This window comes from Pantoea sp. Mb-10, assembly GCF_021272205.1.
In the GTDB taxonomy this organism is placed as follows: domain Bacteria; phylum Pseudomonadota; class Gammaproteobacteria; order Enterobacterales; family Enterobacteriaceae; genus Pantoea.
This window is the reverse complement of the sequence record NZ_JAJSDX010000006.1, coordinates 182,511-202,095: the sequence shown is the minus strand read 5'-3', so window position 1 is coordinate 202,095 and position 19,585 is coordinate 182,511. Positions and strand designations below refer to the sequence as shown.

Annotated in this window: 23 protein-coding genes; 13 read left to right on the top strand and 10 right to left on the bottom strand. The window is 55.2% G+C overall.

Annotated features, from left to right (window positions below):
* The first annotated feature begins 39 nt into the window (after positions 1-39).
* Positions 40-942 carry an aromatic amino acid DMT transporter YddG gene (gene yddG / locus LU196_RS14275; RefSeq protein ID WP_232760369.1) on the top strand — a complete coding sequence of 301 codons (903 nt, stop codon included), beginning with the start codon at positions 40-42 and terminating at the stop codon, positions 940-942.
* An 87-nt stretch (positions 943-1,029) separates the two neighbouring features.
* Complete coding sequence (locus tag LU196_RS14270; RefSeq protein ID WP_232760366.1) at positions 1,030-1,491, top strand: YlaC family protein; 462 nt, start codon at positions 1,030-1,032, stop codon at positions 1,489-1,491.
* A 46-nt stretch (positions 1,492-1,537) separates the two neighbouring features.
* On the opposite strand, the gene LU196_RS14265 is transcribed toward LU196_RS14270, so the two are convergent.
* Positions 1,538-2,737: an FAD-dependent oxidoreductase gene (locus LU196_RS14265; RefSeq protein ID WP_232760364.1), complete on the bottom strand. Its 1,200-nt coding sequence runs from the start codon at positions 2,735-2,737 to the stop codon at positions 1,538-1,540.
* Positions 2,738-2,944: 207 nt separating this feature from the next.
* On the opposite strand from LU196_RS14265, the gene LU196_RS14260 reads away from it, so the two are divergent.
* The 5 genes from LU196_RS14260 to LU196_RS14240 all read left to right on the top strand — a co-directional run bounded on the left by LU196_RS14260 (position 2,945) and on the right by LU196_RS14240 (position 9,231).
* Positions 2,945-5,272, top strand: a complete 2,328-nt coding sequence (locus LU196_RS14260; protein ID WP_232760363.1) for an FdhF/YdeP family oxidoreductase — start codon at positions 2,945-2,947, stop codon at positions 5,270-5,272.
* A 271-nt stretch (positions 5,273-5,543) separates the two neighbouring features.
* Positions 5,544-5,837 (top strand): hypothetical protein, encoded by a 294-nt coding sequence (locus tag LU196_RS14255; RefSeq protein WP_232760361.1) that lies wholly within the window; start codon positions 5,544-5,546, stop codon positions 5,835-5,837.
* Positions 5,838-5,912: 75 nt separating this feature from the next.
* The gene (locus tag LU196_RS14250; RefSeq protein ID WP_232760359.1) at positions 5,913-6,614 is read left to right on the top strand and encodes a hypothetical protein; all 702 of its coding nucleotides are present in this window, start codon (positions 5,913-5,915) and stop codon (positions 6,612-6,614) included.
* 68 nt (positions 6,615-6,682) lie between these two features.
* Positions 6,683-7,210: an outer membrane lipoprotein Blc gene (blc, locus tag LU196_RS14245; protein ID WP_232760357.1), complete on the top strand. Its 528-nt coding sequence runs from the start codon at positions 6,683-6,685 to the stop codon at positions 7,208-7,210.
* A 311-nt stretch (positions 7,211-7,521) separates the two neighbouring features.
* Positions 7,522-9,231: an ABC-F family ATP-binding cassette domain-containing protein gene (locus LU196_RS14240; protein ID WP_232760355.1), complete on the top strand. Its 1,710-nt coding sequence runs from the start codon at positions 7,522-7,524 to the stop codon at positions 9,229-9,231.
* A 170-nt stretch (positions 9,232-9,401) separates the two neighbouring features.
* On the opposite strand, the gene LU196_RS14235 is transcribed toward LU196_RS14240, so the two are convergent.
* The 7 genes from LU196_RS14235 to LU196_RS14205 form a co-directional block, all read right to left on the bottom strand.
* Positions 9,402-9,617, bottom strand: coding sequence for a DUF1471 domain-containing protein (locus LU196_RS14235; protein WP_232760353.1), 216 nt, complete (start codon positions 9,615-9,617; stop codon positions 9,402-9,404).
* Positions 9,618-9,728: 111 nt separating this feature from the next.
* Positions 9,729-9,938: a YdgH/BhsA/McbA-like domain containing protein gene (locus LU196_RS14230; protein ID WP_232760351.1), complete on the bottom strand. Its 210-nt coding sequence runs from the start codon at positions 9,936-9,938 to the stop codon at positions 9,729-9,731.
* A 387-nt stretch (positions 9,939-10,325) separates the two neighbouring features.
* The gene (locus LU196_RS14225; protein WP_232760349.1) at positions 10,326-11,219 is read right to left on the bottom strand and encodes a dihydrodipicolinate synthase family protein; all 894 of its coding nucleotides are present in this window, start codon (positions 11,217-11,219) and stop codon (positions 10,326-10,328) included.
* A 268-nt stretch (positions 11,220-11,487) separates the two neighbouring features.
* On the bottom strand, positions 11,488-11,727 hold the full coding sequence (locus tag LU196_RS14220; RefSeq protein WP_232760347.1) for a transcriptional regulator: 240 nt from the start codon (positions 11,725-11,727) through the stop codon (positions 11,488-11,490).
* Between the two features lie 185 nt (positions 11,728-11,912).
* Positions 11,913-12,470, bottom strand: a complete 558-nt coding sequence (locus LU196_RS14215) for a rhodanese family protein (protein ID WP_232760345.1) — start codon at positions 12,468-12,470, stop codon at positions 11,913-11,915.
* Entirely contained in the window at positions 12,460-12,777 is a 318-nt protein-coding gene (locus LU196_RS14210; protein WP_232760344.1) for a helix-turn-helix transcriptional regulator, read from the bottom strand. The genes LU196_RS14215 and LU196_RS14210 overlap by 11 nt, the downstream gene beginning before the upstream one ends.
* 115 nt (positions 12,778-12,892) lie before the next feature.
* Complete coding sequence (locus LU196_RS14205) at positions 12,893-13,444, bottom strand: C40 family peptidase (protein WP_232760343.1); 552 nt, start codon at positions 13,442-13,444, stop codon at positions 12,893-12,895.
* A gap of 368 nt (positions 13,445-13,812) precedes the next feature.
* Here LU196_RS14205 and hipB point away from each other — a divergent pair, with 368 nt between their 5' ends.
* Together hipB and LU196_RS14195 are read left to right on the top strand one after the other, a co-directional pair.
* Positions 13,813-14,046: a type II toxin-antitoxin system antitoxin HipB gene (gene hipB, locus LU196_RS14200; protein WP_232760554.1), complete on the top strand. Its 234-nt coding sequence runs from the start codon at positions 13,813-13,815 to the stop codon at positions 14,044-14,046.
* Positions 14,043-15,353: a type II toxin-antitoxin system HipA family toxin gene (locus LU196_RS14195; protein WP_370641003.1), complete on the top strand. Its 1,311-nt coding sequence runs from the start codon at positions 14,043-14,045 to the stop codon at positions 15,351-15,353. The genes hipB and LU196_RS14195 overlap by 4 nt, the downstream gene beginning before the upstream one ends.
* Here LU196_RS14195 and LU196_RS14190 read toward each other — a convergent pair.
* Positions 15,350-15,889: a chorismate mutase gene (locus tag LU196_RS14190; RefSeq protein WP_232760342.1), complete on the bottom strand. Its 540-nt coding sequence runs from the start codon at positions 15,887-15,889 to the stop codon at positions 15,350-15,352. The two genes, LU196_RS14195 and LU196_RS14190, sit on opposite strands and share 4 nt — an antisense overlap.
* Positions 15,890-16,025: 136 nt before the next feature.
* Between LU196_RS14190 and LU196_RS14185 the strand changes: the two genes are divergently transcribed.
* Genes LU196_RS14185 through LU196_RS14170 form a run of 4 tightly spaced genes read left to right on the top strand, consistent with a single transcriptional unit; the run spans position 16,026 to position 19,028 of the window.
* A complete protein-coding gene (locus LU196_RS14185; protein WP_232760340.1) occupies positions 16,026-16,598 on the top strand; it encodes a peroxiredoxin in 573 nt (190 codons plus the stop codon).
* Positions 16,599-16,613: 15 nt separating this feature from the next.
* Positions 16,614-17,840: a protein-disulfide reductase DsbD gene (locus tag LU196_RS14180; RefSeq protein ID WP_232760339.1), complete on the top strand. Its 1,227-nt coding sequence runs from the start codon at positions 16,614-16,616 to the stop codon at positions 17,838-17,840.
* A gap of 13 nt (positions 17,841-17,853) precedes the next feature.
* Positions 17,854-18,402 (top strand): sigma-70 family RNA polymerase sigma factor, encoded by a 549-nt coding sequence (locus LU196_RS14175; RefSeq protein ID WP_232760337.1) that lies wholly within the window; start codon positions 17,854-17,856, stop codon positions 18,400-18,402.
* Positions 18,399-19,028 carry an NrsF family protein gene (locus tag LU196_RS14170; protein ID WP_232760336.1) on the top strand — a complete coding sequence of 210 codons (630 nt, stop codon included), beginning with the start codon at positions 18,399-18,401 and terminating at the stop codon, positions 19,026-19,028. Before LU196_RS14175 ends, LU196_RS14170 begins: the two co-directional genes overlap by 4 nt.
* A gap of 80 nt (positions 19,029-19,108) precedes the next feature.
* On the opposite strand, the gene LU196_RS14165 is transcribed toward LU196_RS14170, so the two are convergent.
* The gene (locus LU196_RS14165) at positions 19,109-19,573 is read right to left on the bottom strand and encodes a KfrB domain-containing protein (RefSeq protein WP_232760334.1); all 465 of its coding nucleotides are present in this window, start codon (positions 19,571-19,573) and stop codon (positions 19,109-19,111) included.
* Positions 19,574-19,585: the final 12 nt, after the last annotated feature.

Sequence of the window (19,585 nt, the reverse complement as noted above, 5' to 3'; positions counted from 1 at the left end):
GGCGGCGGTCCTCACTCAACGCAAAAGGGAGTCATCACCATGCAGCGACGCGCCACCCTAACGGGACTGTTCGCCATTTTTCTCTGGAGTACGCTCGTCGGATTGATTAAAAGCGTCAGCGACGGCGTTGGCCCCATTGCCGGAGCCGCGCTGATTTACAGCGCCAGCGCCGTTATCCTGGCGTTAACCGTGGGGCTACCCAATCTGAGAACGTTCCCTCGCGCCTATCTGGTGCTCGGCAGCACGCTGTTCGTGCTGTATGAGATCTGTCTGTCGCTGTCGCTGGGTTTTACCCACTCCCACCAGCAGGCCATTGAGGTGGGCATGGTGAACTATCTGTGGCCGGGAATGACCATCGGGCTGACCGTGCTGGTTTATCGGCAAAAAGTGAGTCTGCTGATGGTTCCCGGTCTGCTGCTTGCGGTGATCGGTATATGTCGCGTACTGGCCGCTGACCATGGATTCTCATGGCACGATATGCACGAAAATATCATGGATAATCCGTTGAGCTTCGGGCTGGCGTTGTGCGGCGCGATGATTTGGGCGATCTATTGTGTGGTAACGAAAAAAATGGCGCAGGGATGTAACGGCATTACGCTGTTTTTTGTGCTGACCGCCTTAGCGTTGTGGCTCACCTTTTTGTTCTCGCCCCAACCTCTCGTTGCGCCTTCTCCGCGCACATGGCTGTGTCTGATTTTTGCCGCGCTGGCGATGGGCGGTGGCTATGCGGCCTGGAATACCGGCATTCTGCACGGTAACGTTACGCTGTTGGCCGCTGCGTCGTATTTCATTCCGGTGCTTTCCGCGCTGCTGGCCGCCGTTATGCTGCAGACGCCGCTGCCGTTATCATTCTGGCAGGGAGCAGCAATGGTGAGCGTGGGATCGCTGCTCTGCTGGTGGTCTACACGCGCAGCGTCGCCGCGGCGTGAATCGTCAGCGTAGGTGCTGAAAAGGTGAGCCCGGCGCAGGGATAAGATCTGTTAAACTTACGGCGTTGCACATTAAGGAAGAGATAACCGAGGCGGTAAAATGCGTAATACCCTGGATGATGTTTTACAAGCTGAGCTGGACAGAATTAATCTTGCAGAAAAGCGTAACGACCGGCCCTATTTTGATACGTCGTTTATCAAAGAGTATCCCGGCTTATTTGGCCTCATGTGGGCGCTGTTCATATTGACCATGGCGCTGCTCATCTATTCGGACTCGTTCGGCATGACGGAGTATGTGGTGTGCGGCGCTATTTTTGCCGTGTGTAATTTTTTCTTTTTTTTCCATATCAATCCGTCTTACCGCGCAAAAGACATTGATAAAGGCGCGCTTAAAAATTGCTATACCGGCGATTGGTATATGGAAGTGCACGTGCGTGATGCATTCATTGACCAGTTGATGTCGGAACCGCTGCTGACCGACCAAGAGAAAGCGCGGCTCGCCGCGCAGCGTGAGAAAAAAGGGTTTCTCTACTTCGCCGATATTTATCGTCTGCGTCACTGATCGTGCAGGCAGGCGTTTGGCGCCTGCCTGGCCCTCTTTTCCACTCTCAGTATTTTGGCCGTTCGGTGCGAAACCCCAGCCCAATTAAGCGGCCAAACAGATAGCGCAAAAACGGCATACGGCCAATCATCTTCGGCATTTTACCGGACGGGCGTCCCTGACGTTTACGTCCGCTCATTTTAATCTGCAAAAATTGCGTTGCCACGGTGGGGAATTGTCGACGCTTCTGTACCCGCCGCAAATCGCGCAGCGTAACCTTGCCTCGTCTGAGCGGGCGGATAAGCACATTGGCCGCTGCAACCGCATCCTGAATCGCCAGATTCACCCCCACGCCGCCAATCGGCGACATGGCATGTGCGGCATCGCCAATGCATAAAATCCCCGGCTTCATCCACGCATCTAAGCGATCGATACGGATCGACAGCAGTTTAAGCTGGTCCCAGTCATCCACTTCCGCCAGTCTTTCTGCGTTAAACGGTATCGCCTCAGCCAGTATCGCTTTAAAGCCAGGCAACCCCGCCGCTTTTAGCCCCTCGAACTGGCCCTTCTCAATGCTATAACCGCACTGCCAGTAGTCATCGCGGTCAATTAAAATCATATTCTGCTTCGGTCCATTATGGCCGACGCCCAAGCTCGGATCGCCGGGTTGTTTGCTCAACCGGAACCACACCACATCACGCGGTGCCCCGAAACTTTGGCTGGTGAGCCCGGCGGCCGCGCGTACCCGCGAATGGCGGCCATCGGCCCCGATCACCAATCGCGTGCGTATCATCAGGGTATCGCTGCCGCGTTTGATCTCCACGCCGCTCAGCCCGTTGTTGTCATAGACCAGCTGCTCGAAGCGCGTGGAGTGCATCAGCGTAAAGCCGGGAAAGGCGGCGGCCTTCTCTGCCAAAAAAGTAAGGAAATCCCACTGCGGCATAAAAGCGATAAAGCGGCACGTGACCGGCAGGCGAGAAAAATCCGCCAGGGTGATCTTCTGCCCGCCGATCTCCGCCTCCAGCTTTTCTACCCGCTGATGTGGCAGCGTGAGTAATTCCTCAAGCAAGCCCAGCTGGTGCATGATTTCAAGCGTTGACGGGTGGATGGTATCGCCGCGAAAGTCGCGTAAAAAATCCGCGTGCTTTTCAATCACCGTGACGCGCAGCCCCGCGCGGGCCAGCAGATACGCCAACATCAATCCTGCCGGACCGGCACCCACAATACAGCAGTCAGCGCTGTCCGTGGCGCTTTGTTCTACCTTCATACAGACCTCGCGTTGCGCATAATCATTAACGTCATTGTTATAGCGCATCCCGCCGCTGCCCATAAAGGCACTTGCCGAAAACGCACGATTCGACCGCAGCGCCGTAACATTCTGAAAACATAAAAACGCCTCACAGCTGCCCCTGCGCTTGCGAACCCCGCAGCCTGACCCAGGCTAAAAAGAACGAAAACAGTAAGGTAAGGCGTAATGAAAGAACGAAATCGTAATATTGGCATTGCCCCCTATGGCGGATCGGCAGGTGGCTGGGGCGCACTTAAAGCGGTTGCCGATGCGGTACGCCGCCAGATGGCGTTGAAGCAAGATGCCATCGCCCTCTTCAAAGTTAACCAGCCGCAGGGTTTTGATTGCCCCGGCTGCGCATGGCCTGACCCGCAACATACCTCTTCCTTTGAGTTCTGCGAAAACGGGGCGAAAGCCGTCTCTTGGGAGGCCACCAGCAAACGCACCACGCCGGAATTTTTTGCCGCGCATACCGTGACCGAGCTCTGGCAGCGTAATGCCTTCGAGCTTGAGGGCGAAGGCCGCCTGACCCATCCGATGAAATACGATGCGGCCAGCGATACGTATCAGCCCATTGAATGGGAAACCGCTTTTGCTGAAATTGGCGCACGGCTGCGCAGCTACGAGGATCCCGACAGCGTGGAGTTTTATACTTCTGGCCGGGCATCGAATGAAGCCGCGTTTTTATGGCAGCTGTTTGCGCGGGAATACGGCACCAACAACTTCCCGGATTGTTCCAATATGTGCCACGAACCCACCAGCGTGGGCCTGCCTGAATCCATTGGCGTCGGCAAAGGCACCGTTCAGCTCGACGATTTTGATCATTGCGATCTGGTGCTGTGCATCGGGCATAATCCCGGCACTAACCATCCGCGCATGCTGGCGACCCTCCGTGACGTGGCGAAGCGCGGCGCCACGATTGTGGCGATCAATCCGCTGCGCGAGCGCGGACTGGAGCGTTTTACCTCACCGCAGAGTCCGATTGAAATGCTCTCCATGAGCTCCACTCAGCTCGCCTCTACCTATTACAAAGTGCGCGTGGGGGGAGACGCGGCCATGCTGAAAGGCGTGATGAAAATTTTGCTCTCCATGCACGAGGAGGCAATTGCCGCAGGCGAGAAGCCGGTGCTGGATGAAGCGTTTATTCAGCAACACACCGAGGGATTTGACGCACTCAAGCAGGATCTGAATAACACCGATTGGCCGCACATTTTGAAAGTGTCCGGCATGGACAAAGCAGAGATCCAGAATATTGCCCGACTCTATGCGGCGGCAGAAAACACCATTATTTGTTACGGCATGGGCATCACCCAGCATCAGTACGGGACGCAAAACGTGCAGCAAATCGCCAATTTGCTTTTAATGCGCGGTAATATTGGCAAGCGCGGCGCCGGCATCTGCCCGCTGCGCGGTCATTCGAATGTCCAAGGGGATCGCACCGTGGGCATCACGGAAATTCCGTCGCAAACCCTGCTGGACAGCCTGGAAAAGGTGTTTGGGTTTAAACCCCCTCAGCGTCACGGTCACGGCGCGGTTGCGGCGATCAAAGCTATTCAGGAGGGCAAATCACAGGCGCTACTCTGCCTGGGCGGGAATCTCGCCGAAGCGATATCCGATCCCCAAGCCACTTTTGCCGCCATGCGTAAGCTTGATCTGGTGGTGCACATGGCCACCAAGCTCAATCGCTCTCACCTGCTGATGGCCAAACACAGCTACCTTTTCCCAGTACTGGGCCGCACGGAGATTGACGAACAAGGCTCGGGTGAGCAGAGCGTGACGGTAGAGGACTCAATGTCGATGGTGCACGCCTCACGCGGTGCACTGAAGCCGGTTTCGCCTCACCTTAAATCAGAGCCCGCGCTGGTCGCCGCGCTAGCAAAAGCCACGCTGCCACATACGCGGGTAAACTGGGACAAAATGGTCAACGATTACAGCTTCATCCGCGATGCCATTGAGGCGGTCTTTCCTGCATTTAAAGACTTCAATCGTCGCGTGATGCAGCCCGGTGGCTTCCATTTATACAATGCGGCGGCAAAACGCGAGTGGTTGACGCCAACCGGCCGGGCCCAGTTCAAAGTGATGGAAGGCATTAATGAAGATCCACGCTCGTTACAATGTCACGATTTAGTGCTCACTACGCTGCGCAGTCACGATCAGTACAATACAACCTTGTACGGCCTTAACGATCGCTACCGCGGCGTTAGCGGGCGGCGCGACGTGCTGTTTATTTCCGCTGACGAAGCCGAGAGCCGCAGTCTGCGCGTTGGCGATACCGTGAACATGATTGCGCTTGATCCACAGGGAAATCGCACCGAGCGGCGAATGAATAATCTCACCGTCGTGGTATATGACATGGCGCCCGGCTCGGTGGCCGCTTATTATCCGGAGGCAAACATCATGGTCCCGCTGGACAGTCACGACACAAAAAGTGGCATTCCGGCCTATAAGAGCATTCCCGTGATGCTGGAACACACGATGGCTACGCAAGCCGAAAGTGCAGGCACAAGACGTTAACCGCCTGCGTTCCGCGTCGGCTGCATTCCTGCCGACGCAGAGCGCTGTGTCAGAACGCCGGGTTAAGCATTCCTAAACAGCGCCCACCGCATTTTTTTCGCACTTTCTGCTAAAAAAATGCGTCTGTAATGACGCCATATTCTTGTACGCGCTTCGACGCTTTGTATAACTTTCACCTCAGCCTGTAGAGTGATCCCCCTCATGCCAACGGCGAGACGCGTGAAACAATGCACTAACGAGGATACCCGACGAGCGTAGACAGGTACTGAGAATGAATTTATACCGAAGTGATGAAGAGCGACTGACCGACATCCTGATGGGCGATGCCATACTGCAATTACTCGAAACGGGTTCGGTATCGGATTCCGCGCTGCTCAATAAGCTGAACGATATGGCGTCTTGCGAAAGCGATCCCAAACGCCAACACGCACTCCAGCGGGCTATTGCGGAGGTGCGAAAAAGTATCCAAACCTTTAGCCGCGATGCCATCATCCTTAAAGACGTTGATAACGTCAGACATGTTTTCCGCAATCGCGATAAAATTCGTCGCCACACGCAGCATTGATTTGCCCAACGCAACCGCATTCTCACTACGTTTTGCGCTACACTGACGCATCACGTATTGATGACCAGGATGTTTATGCAAACCCCTCTTGATGCCGCCGATCGTCCCTTTTTAGAAGGCTTACTCGGCGAGCCGCTTGAATACATTGACCACGACGCGCCGCGCCTTCGCCAGGCGCTGGAGGTGGCCCGCCAGCAAAAGCGCCATGAAGCCGACCTCGACTGGCGGCGCAACGCGCTGTTTTTGGCGCTGTTTGTTTTTCTCTATACCGCACTGGGCGCATCCCTGACGCTGGATCTGACGCCACAGGCTTCCACCCATCGCAGTCTGGCTTGGGCGCTGGAAGCCGTCCCGGTGTTGATCGCGTTTTCGGGTCTGTTTGTTTCACTGCTTTATCTGTTTTCCAACCGCAGCAGCGCACGTCGCCTGCACAGCTGGGAGCAGAGCATTCGGGTGCTGGAAAAATACAGCGGAGAAAACCTCAGTCTGCAAATTCACGGCATGGGCTCGCGCACCACGCACTACTCCCAGTCGGCGATCCACATTGCGCTAGCGCTGTTCATTTGCATTACGTGGGTGGTGATGTACAACTTTTTCACCTTTACCACCAGCGGCGTGATTGGCAGCGTCATTTCACTGTTTATCACCACCATGCTTTACGTGATTATGGATATCCAGCTGCTCAAATCGGGTCATACGGTGGCGATTGACGAACCGCTGGTGCCGGCAGAACCTGAAAAAGCGGCTTCCGCGCAGCCAGACGGTCGTCGCGAATAACCTGTGATTGCCTATACTCAGTGCTGAGACTTGCCGCAAGGTAACGGATAAGAAAACAAGGAGCAGCAATGAAACTTTGGCCTGTCGCGGCCGTGGCCGCATTAACCGTCACGCTGGTGGCCTGTAAATCTCCCACGCCGCCGCGCGGTGTTCAACCCATTACGCATTTTGATGCCAGCCGCTATTTAGGGAAGTGGTATGAAATTGCGCGTCTCGATCACCGTTTTGAGCGCGGTAAAGATCACGTTACCGCAACCTATACCGAACGCAGCGATGGCGGCATCGGGGTGGTGAATCGTGGATACGATGTGAAGAAAAAAGCGTGGAGCGAGAGTGAAGGTAAAGCGTACTTCACGGGCGATCGCCACACCGCCGCCTTGAAAGTTTCTTTCTTTGGGCCGTTTTACGGCGGCTATAACGTTATCGCACTGGATGACGATTATCAGTACGCCCTTGTCAGCGGCCCCAATCGCGGTTATCTCTGGATATTATCGCGCCAGCCCACCGTGCCCGAGGACGTCAAACAGCGCTACCTCGCGCTGGCTAAATCGCTTGGCTTCCCGGTTGACGAGCTGATCTGGGTCAACCAGCGCTAAGGGCTTGGGGATCGCAGCGCTCATCGGCGCTGCGATTTAACACTGGCTTAACATCCTTGCACGATCTATCATCGCCTCACCGTTTACTCTCAACTTAAAATAAGGAGGATCGCTATGCCCCCGTGTGAATTGTATGTTCACTCACACTTTTATGGCGATTGGCCGCGCTCAGCTATCTCTGCATTCGTGCTGCGATAATCCGCCTGAGCGAAGTTAACCCTAACATTTTGTCTCTTCCTCCGGCTTACCGGGTTGTCGTCAGCGGTTATTGACGTCAGGCACTTTCACGCCTGTAACTCACGAGTAAGCACATGAGCACACTTCTTTCTGCACAGGCTATTGGCTTTGATAACGCCTTTGGGCCGCTGTTTAACGACCTCAATTTCACCCTGCACAAAGGCGATAAAATTGGCCTACTGGGCGATAACGGCACCGGCAAGAGTACCCTGCTAAAGATTTTAAGCGGTGAACTCGACGGCGCGCGCGGCAGCGTCACGCTGGCAAATCACTGTTTGCTGGCGCGCATAGAACAACACCTTCCGCCCCACTTGCAGCAGATAACGCTGCTGGAGGGCGTGCTGGAAAAGCTGCCTTTATCACAACGCGTAAGCGAAGGCTGGCGAGCAGAAGCGCTGCTGCAGTCGCTCGGCTTTCTTCCTCATCAGCTCCGGCAAACCGCTGACACCCTAAGCGGCGGCCAGCATATGCGACTGATGCTGGCCCGCGCGCTGATTCGTCAGCCCGACCTCCTGCTGCTGGATGAGCCTGGCAACCATCTCGATCTGCCAACCCTGCTCTGGTTAGAGCAATTTCTCACGGGCTGGAACGGAAGTTTTGTCATGGTTTCTCACGACGCCACCTTGCTGGACAACGTCACTGATTGCAGCTGGATCCTGCGCGATGGCGCTCTTCACGCGTTTCGCCAGCCCTGTTCGGCGGCGCGCGCATCGCTGGCCGCACAAGATGAGGCCAATGCTTTGCGCTTTCAGGCCGAACAAAAGGAGATTGACCGCGTGGTGAAAAGCGCCAAACGACTCGCCGTGTGGGGCCGTGCCTATGACAATGAAGGGCTATCGCGTAAAGCGCAGCAGATGGAAAAACGCGCCGCCTGGTTAAAAGCATCACAAACGACCTTAGGCGAAATCCATCCGTGGCGTCTCCAGCTGCAGGGCGAAGCACTGGAGGCCGATCGCGTTCTGGCGTTGCCTGCCATGTCGGTTCGTCCGCACGCTGATGCGCCAACCCTGTTCACAATGCCAGACATGCAGGTGAAAAGCGGCGATCGCATCGCCATCGTCGGCCAAAACGGTAGCGGAAAATCCTCGCTTCTCCGCCTACTGTGGCGCGCTTTCCAGCAACAGCATCCCATGTTTCACCCCCGCGCGCGCATCGGCTATTACGATCAGAGCCTGCATCAGTTAAACGATGCGCATACGCTCAATGAGGCGCTGGCGCAGTTCGCCCCGCTCAGCGAGGAGCAACGCAAAATGGCGCTGATTAGCGCAGGTTTTCCCTGGTCGCGCCACCCGCAGCGTATCGCCTCGCTAAGCGGGGGCGAGCGTTCACGCTTGCTGTTTGTCGGATTGACGCTGGCACGTTATTCGCTCCTGCTTCTGGATGAACCCACTAATCATCTCGACATGACAGGTAAAGATGAACTTGCCGACGCACTTAACGCGTTTGCCGGCGCCGTACTTCTGGTCTCGCACGATCGCCAGCTGGTCGCCAGCACCTGTACTCGCTTTTGGCTGATTGAGGGAGAGAAACTCAGTGAATGGCACGATTTCGCCGAAGTCAGCGCACGTTTGCGCGCTGAACAGGCGGTAACATACCGTGATGCGCCGTCTCCCACTGCGCCAGAGCAACAGGCTGAGGATGAAGATGCAGGGTTGATCGCGCTGCTGGATCTTGAAAGCAAGCTGGAGCAGGACCTCGCACGTAAGCCCAAGCATCAAAAGCCCGCGTTGCAAAAGCAGTGGCATGCAGAAATTCAGCGCCTGAAGAAACAGTTAGCGCTGTAGCCCAGCGGGCGCCGCTTTTGGCGCCCGTTTTTTTTACGCGCGGCTGATAAAAATGATCAATAGCGGGTACTTTCCGCCCACGTAAGCAGGCTGATGAAAGCAGGAGAGGAGTGAGCTGTAGAAACAGCAAAGCCGCCCGAAGGCGGCCTTAATACGCATCCACGTAGAACTTATTTGTACAGTTCGGCGGTCATGTGTACGCGGTTATTGGTATTCGCTTCGGTGATTTTGTACTGCGCACCTTGTTCCTGAGCCACCGCGGCCACTTTCGCTTCCGCACCGTCCAGCGTTGAAGCCGTTACAGAAACGCTTTGTGCAAAGCTGGCAGCAGACAGAAGCGACAGGGCAGCGGCAGCAGCGAGGGTCAATGTTTTAGTGGTTTTCATGATCGTATTCCTTGTATTCAGTTGAGGAAGGCTGCACGCCTTCGATGTGATATATAATAACTTTGGTTATAGTTTCAATATTAACTATTAGTGCTGATATTATATTTCAAATTATTTATACAGCTGTGCTGTCATATGAACGCGGTTGTTGGTGTTGGCTTCAGTAATGGTGTACTGCGCACCCTGCTGCTGCGCAATCGCGGCGACTTTTGCTTCCGCGCCGTCCAGGGTTGAGGCTTCTACAGAAATGCTTTGTGCGAAAGCACCAAACGAGGCCAAAGAAAGTGCCGTAACTGCAACGAAAGTTTTGATAGATTTCATGGTTAATTCCTCATCATTTAGTTTTCCAGGAGGCAGTCTGCCTCGATGTGAGAAATCATAGCGCTGAGTTAGCCACTAAAATAGCGGAGTTATTTGCCATTCTTATTCAAAAAAAATGAAATAAAATACCCATGAAATACTTGTCAACCTCCCCCGGTGCGCAGACCGATGAATCAAGCACTCTTGTCGCATTCGCACGGCATTTGCGTGTTTACCCGCGACAGGAAGCAGCAGAGATTGACGTTTGAAAAAGGCGATTTAGCACAGCGGACGTGAAGAAAACTTAAGCGCGAAGGGATGATTTCACAGAGGAGATAATACCGGATGATGCGCTGAGAGTCTTAACCCTGTGTGCGTGACACGTTCCGCACCCAGGGTTAACGGTGGTTAGGTAAGGCCGAGTTCGGTAATCACGCGCCGCACATCCGCGGTGTCCGCGTCCGTTAACATCCGCAATGGTCGCGGTAAACACACCGCGTCGGCGTCACCCAGCACGTGGGCCGCTGCGGCCATCACGCGCAAACTGCCGTTGTGTTTGCGATAGAGCGCCCACAGAGGTTCGAGCCGCTGCGCCTGCTCATCGGCTGACTGAGCGCCGTTGCCTTTGGCCGCCTCGTAAAGCGCTTTCGCCGTGTGCGGAAACAGGCCAGCGCAGACGGAGTACCACAGATCGCACCCTGCCTGCAACGCCGTCGCGGCAAACTGATCGCCGCTGATGCCAAGGCGAATATGGGCCGGTAATTGCTCGCGCAGTGTCGCAATGCGCTGCTGCGCGGCAGGCAATGCCTCGGGCACCCCGGGGATTTTGAACGACGCAATGTTGGGAAGCGTGGCGATACGGGCGTAAAGCGCGTCAGAGAATTGCGTGTGAGTGGTGCGCGGGTTGTCGTAGACGCAAATCGGCCGCGAAACCGCATGCGCTACATCATGATATAGCCCGTACACTTCTTCCTGCGTGAGTCCCTGATAAGCCAGCGCCGGCAGCAATAGCGCGCTCGCGCCTGCCTGCTGAGCGTCTTCTGCCAGCCTCAAGATCGCGTCGGTGCTGAACGCGCCGATACTGACCATCACCGGGATCCCCTCCGCATGCGCCACGGCCAACTCGGTAATGCGCCGTCGCTGTTCACGGGTGAACCACGCATAGCTGCCGGTAGACCCTAACACGCCTAAAGAATCAACGTTAGCACGCGTCAGGCGTCCCAGCAGACGAAGAAAGGCGTCTTCATCAATGCCAGAGGCATTAACGGGCGTAATGGGAAAGGCACTTAATCCTGTGAACATGGTGCGCTCCTGGACGTTCAGCAAAACAGCATAGTAGCCAGCGCAACGCATTTGTCACGCCAATCTTGCTGCGCCACCGTTTGGCGTTCGCACTCACGCCAGGCCCGTTAATAAGACCTGTTCGGGCGCTTATCCCGTCGCCTATACGTCGTAAACGCGTTCACAACCCGGCTCATGAAGAGCGGCTCATCGCCCTACATTGGGGTGCGATAAGGCTGCCGAGCGCTGGAAATTTCGTGCCGGATAGGCGCGCGGCGTCCGTGATACTCTACTTTTTCGCCTGCGCTTGCAGCTGGTAATGCGGATGCTCGCCGGCGAGTAGAAGCAAAAGTTCATACTCCCCCTGACTCAGGGGCGAAGCGTTTTTCGCTGCTTCTTTCATCTGCCAGACGCGCAAACTCATATCGAACCGCTCAGCGGCCGACGCTTGCGACATACCTGCGGCCAGCCGCAATTCTCGGACGTTATTACAAACGGGTACGGGCCGCAGTAGCAGCTTATTTCCCATGTAAATCTCCTTGCCCAGTCAAATTAACCCGCGCCATCACAGGCACGGTTGTCACTATCAAAATAATCGATATCGATGAATTAATACCATATTTTTTAAGCATAATATGGCAGCAATTATGCCTTTAATGACTCGCTTTTCTCACGCTTAAAGCGTTAATTCACAGCAAATTGATGTTATTGAGTTTAGCAGGCGGGCCGTTTTTTTGCTTTGTGCGTAGCGCTATTCCACGGCATTGCGGCCAGCAATCTGGCCATGCCGCACCAGCCAGTTGTGCCCGCGAAGATCAGTCCCGCGCCAACAAAAGCGGGAATGCCATAAAAAGCGGGATGAATACATGCACCCGCCATCGTGCCGATAAGCGTTAGCGCACCGGCACAAATCTGCACCTGTCGCATAAGCGGCAAAGGCTGATGACGATCTTCTTTCACGGCATAGCCCGCTGCTTTCCAGGCCTCGATCCCGCCCGCGATAACGACCGCGCGAGCAGGATAGACCGCCGCAGCCAGCTGCGACGAAAGGTGTTCCGTTCGCACGCCGCGTTGACAGTGAAAGATCACCGTGTCCGTAGCCTGCAGGTTCGCGCGGCTAAACGCGTCCGACGTCAGGTGCTCAGGGGAGACCGCGCGCGATCCTGTTATATGTTCGCGACGCCACGCTTCTTCGCCCCGGATATCAATCATCATCGTGTGGCGGTCATAGCGCGCATAGGCTTCCGCAGGCGAAACAGTTTCAATCGGCATCGTTGTCTCCAGGGCAATACAGTGTTTTTAGCGTTTTCACTACGGCAAAAACCGCTTTGTCTTTGATGTGATAGCGAATAAAGCGTGCATGCCGCACCCCTTCGATCAGCCCTTGCGATTTCATTAACGCCAAATGCTGCGAGGCCGCAGAGGCGCTAAGGCCGCTCATTCGACTCAGTTCACCGGCTTCAGTATCGGGATGTTCAACTAACATGCACAGAATCAGCAAGCGTTGTGGATGACTTAGCATTTTCAGTAACGCCGCCGCCCTGTCTGCTTGAAGCGGGTCTATTTTGAATGACGTCATAAAATAGTTTAGCAATTTCTAAATTTAGATATTGCTAAAATAACAAGGCGATTGTCAACGGTGCATGAGAGAATATCGCACAAAAAAATCCCCGGACGTGGCCGGGGCGCTTAGGTCAGACTTTGTTTTTATAATTGAAGCTGATTTGAGAGTTCTGCTCGCGCGATAAGCGACGCGCTTCCAGATAAACCGATTTCCAGTACGGATTATTCAAAGAGGAGCGCATCACGCCCTGACTGACGGAGGCGTGAAGAAATTGCTGATCGGTATCGTAAAAGCCGACGTGTAACTCATGCTTAATGCGGAAGAAAACTAAGTCGCCCGGCTGTAAATGGGTTTTGTCCACCGGACGCCCCATGGCAATAAGTTCTCGAGTGGTGACGCGATCCATAGGAATATTGAAGCGATCTTTCAGCGTACGCCAGACAAAACCTGAACAGTCCACGCCAGTCAACTGCGTACCGCCCCACTGATAACGCGTACCTTCCCACGAGTGCATTTGATCGTGCAGCGCGGCGATGACCGGAATTAAATCGGGCTGCTTACCCTCCGCCGCTGACATATCCATGTTTTCATCGGCAGGCGGATGATCGGTTTTGGAGGCACATCCTGCCAGTGCACACATTAACAGGCAGACAAAAAATTTACTGGCCGCGATCTTGGTCATGGAATGTTTTCACTGGGGTGTTTGGTGGTGAAAGATTTATACCGTAAAGCCATGATAAAAATAAATACCTCTACGCGGAAATCTTACTCTCTCCCTTTTATTTACCCAAGCTTACAAATAAGTAACATATTGTATTTACGAAGTAATTTGACTTAGTTTCTCGCTTAAAAGTTGTACAAAAATATGCTAAATCCTGTACAACGTGCGCCATGTTAACGTTGAAAATACGCTTCTGCAGACGGCAGGTAGAGCACGACGTCACGTTTACACTTTTACCCCCACCCAAGGATAAAATTGATTTTATCCTTCTTGGGGGATAAATTATCTTTTATCCTGTGTCGAGGATAAGTCTAACCTGAGGCCGCATGATGATTTACAGCCCCCGCCAATTGGCGAGTCATATCAAACTGCTACGTCAAAAAAATCATTGGACGCAAAGCCAGCTGGCACAACGAGTCGGGCTAAAGCAGGCCACCATCTCGCATTTTGAAAACAATCCCGATCTCACAACGCTCAGCACATTATTTAAGATCTTACAGTCGCTTGAGTTGACGCTGGAAGTGCGAGAAAACAGCGCGGCCGCGCAGGAGGATGAGTGGTGAAGCAGCAATTAGTTGCATGGATGAACGGTGAGCGCGTCGGCACCCTCTTTCGCGACACAAACGGGGCGCACAGTTTTCAATATCATGAGAGCTGGCTCGATCACCGCTTGGCCCGGCCGCTTTCGCTCTCTCTGCCGTTGCAGCAGCCGGTCATCTCCGGCGCGGCGGTCATCAACTATTTCGATAACCTATTGCCTGATAACCCGCAGGTGCGCGAGCGCATTGTGGCACGCTATCAGGCACGTTCGCGCCAGCCGTTTGACCTGTTGTGGGAAGTCGGTAAAGACAGCGTGGGTGCCGTGATGCTGTTGCCACCCGAACACCCGCCGCAGACGTCGACGCTGGATTATGAAACCTTAACCCATGAAAAACTGGCGCGCGTACTCAGCGCTTATCAGTCAAATATTCCGCTGGGCATGATTACCGACGCCGGCGATTTCCGGATTTCAGTCGCGGGCGCGCAGGAAAAAACCGCCCTGCTAAAAACTGAAAACGGCTGGGCTATCCCGCACGGTGCCACCGCGACATCGCACATCATCAAGCTGCCGATGGGTGAAATCAAACAGCCTTACGCCACGTTGGATATGCGTGAAAGCGTGGAAAACGAATTTGTCTGCCTCGCGCTGGCAGACGCGCTGGGGTTTGCCGTGCCCAACGCCGAGATCATTCAGGTGGAGGGGATCCGCGCACTGGCGGTGGAACGTTTTGACCGGCGCTGGAACAGCATGCGCACGCAGCTGCTGCGTTTGCCACAGGAGGATATGTGCCAAACCTTTGGCCTCCCTTCGGCAATGAAGTATGAATCTGACGGGGGGCCGGGGATCAGCGACATCATGGCACTCCTGATGGGATCACGTCAGGCGCTGGAAGATCGCGCCACTTTTATGAAATTTCAGCTGTTCCAATGGCTGATTGGCGCGACCGATGGTCATGCCAAGAATTTTTCCCTGTTTATTGAGCGCGGCGGTGGCTATCGACTGACGCCGTTTTACGACATCATTTCCGTGTACCCCGTAATGGGCGGCACCGGGCTCCATCGGCGCGATTTGAAACTGGCAATGAGTCTTAAAGGCAGTAAAGGCAGAAAAAACGCGATCGAGACGATTTTTCCGCGTCATTTTCTTGCCACCGCCAAACAGGTGGGATTCAGTGAAAATCGAATGATTGGCCTTATTGATGAATTCGTTGCTGAAACCGCGCCCGCCATCGAGCGCGTTGTACGTCACCTGCCGGCGGATTTTTCACCGCGCATCGTCGACATCCTGTTCGAGCACACGCTGCGCATGCTGGCGCGCCTAAAAGATTAGTGCGTCAGCGTGATGCGCTGTAACGCTTTCCAAAGGCGCAGTTTATCCGCTTCTGAGAGATGCGGTTGGTTAAGGCTTTTCATAAACGCATGCTGCTGAGTGAAGCGATCGCCGCGATGGAGCTGCGCGCTGATTCCCTGCAGCACTTCACTGCTCAACACCCCGATTTTTGCCCTGACCTGATCCAACGGCGCGGGCTGCCAGTTAGTCTCTGGCGAAGCAAGCCAGTCAGCACGATAGCGGTACTGAATAGCTTTTGCGGCATCCATTTGTGCCTGGACAAAAGGCTTAACCGAGTCGCCGTCAAGCCCCAGCGACTCGGCTTCTTTGACCGAGCTGGCCAACACTTTGTCTTCTTGCGCCAAATCCTCAATCGGTAAGTGATGGACCGCTTTGTAGCCTGCAACGTCCTTCATGTAAGCAAGTCGCTGATTGATCAGCGTCGCCACATCCGGCTGTTTCACCGGGGCAGCCAGCGCCGTTAAAGAGAAGAATAATCCCGCCATGAGCAGCACGCATCCTGTTGTATGAGCCATCTCAGTTCGCCTCATTGACAATTAATGAACAGATACGAAAACTTTTTTTAGAGCAGCGAAACTTTACCTGCTCTTGCAGCGTACTGAAAGAGTGAGACAGTTCAATAACAACGCATTGCAATGACAGGAGTGATGAATGAAAAAGGTGAAAAAATTTGTAACCGGCCTTTCGCTGACGGCGGCTCTGGCGCTGTCTACCACCGCATTTCACGCCAGCGCCGCGTTGCCCGTAGGCGCAAAGGCGCCTGACTTTACCCTTCAGGGCGCGTTAGCGGGTAAGCCCATCACGTTTTCGCTGCAAAAAGCGCTGCAAAAAGGCCCGGTCGTGCTCTATTTCTTCCCGGCGGCGTTTAGCGCGGGCTGCACGGTAGAAGCGCACGCCTTTGCCGAAGCCACCGACAATTTCAGCAAAATGCACGCGACCGTCATTGGCGTAACCGCAGGGAATACCGAGCAGGTCAGCGATTTTTCTAAGCTGGAGTGTCGCGACAAGTTTGCGGTGGCCGCTGACCCGGGCGCAAAAGTGGCTGCACAGTATCAAACCACGATGCAAATGAAAGGCAAAACGCTTTCCGATCGCACCTCTTACGTCATTGCGCCGGACGGTGACATTCTGCTGAGCTACACCGACCGCAATCCAGAAACGCATATCGATAAAGCAATGGCGGCCGTGAAACAGTACGACAGCAGCCACCCGCAAATTCAATAAAACCGGAGGCCAGCAATGTTCACTGCGATGCTGGCCGCCTTTATTGGCGGCATCATTCTCAATTTAATGCCCTGCGTCTTTCCGGTGATCTCGCTAAAAGCGCTTGGCCTTTTGCGGCACACGGACAATGCCACGCACGCGCGGCGTGAAGGGGTGGGGTTTTTACTGGGTGTTGTGGTCGCCATGATGGCGTTGGCCGGGCTATTGCTGGCCGCGCGCGCCGGCGGCGCGGCGGTTGGCTGGGGGTTTCAACTGCAATCGCCGCTGGTGATCGCGCTACTGGCCCTCATTATTTTGGCCGCTGCGCTGAATTTATTGGGCGTGTTCGAGGTGGGTCTCGCTGTACAACGCGTGGGCGCGCTGGAGATAAACCGCGGCGCGTTCTTGCGCTCAGCGTTGACGGGGGCCCTCGCGATTGTGGTGGCCACGCCGTGCGCCGCACCGTTTATGGCAAGCGCCATCGGCTATGCGCTGGTGCAGCCGCCGACCGTTGCACTCGTCATCTTTTTTGCGCTCGCGCTGGGGTTTGCGGCGCCCTTTACGCTGCTCTCTCTCTTTCCGCATTTGGCCCGGTTTTTACCGCGTCCGGGTGCCTGGATGGACACGCTAAAACGCGGCCTGGCCTTTCCAATGTTTGGCGCCTATGCCTGGCTGCTTTGGGTCTTGGCGCAGCAGGCAGGCACCACCGCGCTGGCCACGTTGTTGGCCGGCTCGGTGGTGCTGGCATTTGCCAGCTGGCTTTATGGCATGGCGCAGCATCGCCATTTGGCGGGGAAAGGGTACAAAGGCCTTTATGGTGTCACCGCACTCTTAGTCGTGGCGGTGCTGGCTCCCTTGCCGGGTGTGCTTAAACAGCAGGAAACACAAACCGTTCGGGCTGATGCCTCATCCACGAAAACGGCGTGGACACCGCAAGCGGTTGCCGCGCAGCGGGGTCGCGGCAAACCCATTTTTGTCGATTTTACCGCGGCCTGGTGTATAACGTGCCAGGTGAATGAAAAAACGTCGCTCTCCACGCCAAGGGTGAAAGCGGCACTGGCAAAAGCCGGCGCGGTGTATATGGTCGCCGATTCGACAAAATTTAATCCAGATGTGGAAGACGCCATGAGCGAGTTTGGTCAAGGCGGCTTGCCGATGTATCTGGTGTATCCTGCGGATGGCGGTCCACCTAAGGTGCTGCCACAAGTGCTGACGCCAGCGATTGTGGTCAATGCGCTGGAGGCAGCAAGCCGCAAAACGTAATCCAAGGCGGAATATGCAAACACGCGACAGTGCGCGCGATAACTGGCCCCTGTTAATGGCACGCGCTCAGACCGGGGACAAGCAGGCTTATGCCCGCTTGCTTAACGCGCTGGTGCCGGTGATCCGCGCGCAAACGCGTCGATACATCAGGGATGAGATGGCGGTGGAGGATGTGATCCAGGAGGTGCTGCTTACCGTGCATCGGGTGCGACATACCTACGATCCCGCCTATCCCTTTATGCCTTGGCTCACGGCCATCATTTCTACACGCTGTGTGGATGCACTTCGGCGCCGCGGACGGCGTCAGCAGTGGGAAATCGATCAGCCCATGCTGGCAGAGGACGCTGCCGCACCGGACATGAGTGGTTCTGACAGGCAAGAGGAGCTCGCAGGATTTTTGCGTCAGCTGCCAAGCCGTCAGCGCACCATCGTTGAACACGTTCATCTGCGCGAAATGAGCCTGTCAGAGGCGGCGGCCCATCATAACCTCAGCGTGGCCGCCGTGAAGTCGTTGTTGCACCGCGCGTTGACCAATCTCCGCAAATTAGGAGCAAAATCATGAGCGATCACGACCTGTTAATTAAACGGTTAAGTGATGATATGCAGCCCGTGAAGCCGCTGCGTGCAACGCGCTGGCGCGTGATAACCTGGCTGGCGCTGGCGCTGCCCTGCGGCATTGCCGCCAGCTTTTTGGTGCCGCGTACGCTAACCGACTGGTCTGAACCCGGCGCCCTGCGCGCGCTGATTCAATCGGTTCTGGCATTCATGTTGAGTCTGCTCGCCGTGGGCAGCGCGTTGAACATGAGCATTCCTGGACGGCGCGGCATCAGCGGAAAAGTACTGATAACGCTGGCGCTGGTATGGCTGGGATTGAGTTTGAGCAGCATGCCGGGAGCCATGTCAGAAGGTCATGACCCCAGCAATACCCGCTGCTTTAGTTTTTTGCTGGTGGTGAGTACGCCAATGATGGTGCTGATCATCGCCACGCTACGACGTTCGCGCGCGCACCGACCCTTACAATCGTTGGCGATGGCCGGGCTGGGCGTGGCCTGCCTGGCCGTCTCGCTGCTGGCGTTTTGCCATCCGGTTCATCTTCAGCCGCTGGATTTTCTGCTGCATCTGGCTGGCGTGGCGGTCGTGGTCAGCGTCACCGTTTTATTCGGCAGGCGTTGGGTAAAGTGGGATTAGCAGCGCGTAGGCTAAAAACGCTGAAATCCTGGCCGGGCACATGCCCGGCTGCTGGTCTGCCGCACCAAGGGATTCATCCCCTATAGCGAACGCGAACGCGACTGGCTTTGGCTCAGTTTCTGCGCGGCTTCCTGAGTCAGTTCGCCCTTTACCTTGCCCACGCCCCGGGAGTAAGCGACTTCGTAGTTTTGCCCCACCGTTGGCTCTTTTTCCCACAACCCGCGGTTGTGCTGCACCACACCTTTTTGCGACAGCTGATAAACGTGGCGATCGTCAACGTGCAGCACCTGTCCGACATGCGTGTGCGGATGGACGTTTTTAGCCGCCTGCTGCGCGTCAGAAAGCTGGTAAATCCCTTTCGGTAAGCCCGCTTCCGGCAGCACTTTCTGCGTGAGCCATTCGCCATTTACCACTTTATCAACCTGACGAGAACCGTTAAGCACACAGATTTTCATCGACCCTTCAGGCTTCATAATAACGCCCATATCCTTGCTGTTTCGTCCTGCAGGCATGGCCGCATCTTGGGTATAACTGCGCTTCTGCATCTGTTCAACTCC

What these genes read in the sequence shown, in the direction of transcription:
- LU196_RS14180 (WP_232760339.1), top strand. Translation starts at nt 16,614, where the DNA reads ATGTTCACTGCGATGCTGGCCGCCTTTATTGGCGGCATCATTCTCAAT.
- LU196_RS14235 (WP_232760353.1), bottom strand. Translation starts at nt 9,617, where the DNA reads ATGAAAACCACTAAAACATTGACCCTCGCTGCTGCCGCTGCCCTGTCG.
- LU196_RS14215 (WP_232760345.1), bottom strand. Translation starts at nt 12,470, where the DNA reads ATGCCGATTGAAACTGTTTCGCCTGCGGAAGCCTATGCGCGCTATGAC.
- LU196_RS14255 (WP_232760361.1), top strand. Translation starts at nt 5,544, where the DNA reads ATGAATTTATACCGAAGTGATGAAGAGCGACTGACCGACATCCTGATG.
- LU196_RS14210 (WP_232760344.1), bottom strand. Translation starts at nt 12,777, where the DNA reads ATGACGTCATTCAAAATAGACCCGCTTCAAGCAGACAGGGCGGCGGCG.
- LU196_RS14250 (WP_232760359.1), top strand. Translation starts at nt 5,913, where the DNA reads ATGCAAACCCCTCTTGATGCCGCCGATCGTCCCTTTTTAGAAGGCTTA.
- LU196_RS14190 (WP_232760342.1), bottom strand. Translation starts at nt 15,889, where the DNA reads ATGGCTCATACAACAGGATGCGTGCTGCTCATGGCGGGATTATTCTTC.
- LU196_RS14225 (WP_232760349.1), bottom strand. Translation starts at nt 11,219, where the DNA reads ATGTTCACAGGATTAAGTGCCTTTCCCATTACGCCCGTTAATGCCTCT.
- LU196_RS14230 (WP_232760351.1), bottom strand. Translation starts at nt 9,938, where the DNA reads ATGAAATCTATCAAAACTTTCGTTGCAGTTACGGCACTTTCTTTGGCC.
- LU196_RS14270 (WP_232760366.1), top strand. Translation starts at nt 1,030, where the DNA reads ATGCGTAATACCCTGGATGATGTTTTACAAGCTGAGCTGGACAGAATT.
- LU196_RS14220 (WP_232760347.1), bottom strand. Translation starts at nt 11,727, where the DNA reads ATGGGAAATAAGCTGCTACTGCGGCCCGTACCCGTTTGTAATAACGTC.
- LU196_RS14185 (WP_232760340.1), top strand. Translation starts at nt 16,026, where the DNA reads ATGAAAAAGGTGAAAAAATTTGTAACCGGCCTTTCGCTGACGGCGGCT.
- hipB (WP_232760554.1), top strand. Translation starts at nt 13,813, where the DNA reads ATGATTTACAGCCCCCGCCAATTGGCGAGTCATATCAAACTGCTACGT.
- yddG (WP_232760369.1), top strand. Translation starts at nt 40, where the DNA reads ATGCAGCGACGCGCCACCCTAACGGGACTGTTCGCCATTTTTCTCTGG.
- LU196_RS14170 (WP_232760336.1), top strand. Translation starts at nt 18,399, where the DNA reads ATGAGCGATCACGACCTGTTAATTAAACGGTTAAGTGATGATATGCAG.
- LU196_RS14265 (WP_232760364.1), bottom strand. Translation starts at nt 2,737, where the DNA reads ATGAAGGTAGAACAAAGCGCCACGGACAGCGCTGACTGCTGTATTGTG.
- blc (WP_232760357.1), top strand. Translation starts at nt 6,683, where the DNA reads ATGAAACTTTGGCCTGTCGCGGCCGTGGCCGCATTAACCGTCACGCTG.
- LU196_RS14165 (WP_232760334.1), bottom strand. Translation starts at nt 19,573, where the DNA reads ATGCAGAAGCGCAGTTATACCCAAGATGCGGCCATGCCTGCAGGACGA.
- LU196_RS14260 (WP_232760363.1), top strand. Translation starts at nt 2,945, where the DNA reads ATGAAAGAACGAAATCGTAATATTGGCATTGCCCCCTATGGCGGATCG.
- LU196_RS14240 (WP_232760355.1), top strand. Translation starts at nt 7,522, where the DNA reads ATGAGCACACTTCTTTCTGCACAGGCTATTGGCTTTGATAACGCCTTT.
- LU196_RS14205 (WP_232760343.1), bottom strand. Translation starts at nt 13,444, where the DNA reads ATGACCAAGATCGCGGCCAGTAAATTTTTTGTCTGCCTGTTAATGTGT.
- LU196_RS14175 (WP_232760337.1), top strand. Translation starts at nt 17,854, where the DNA reads ATGCAAACACGCGACAGTGCGCGCGATAACTGGCCCCTGTTAATGGCA.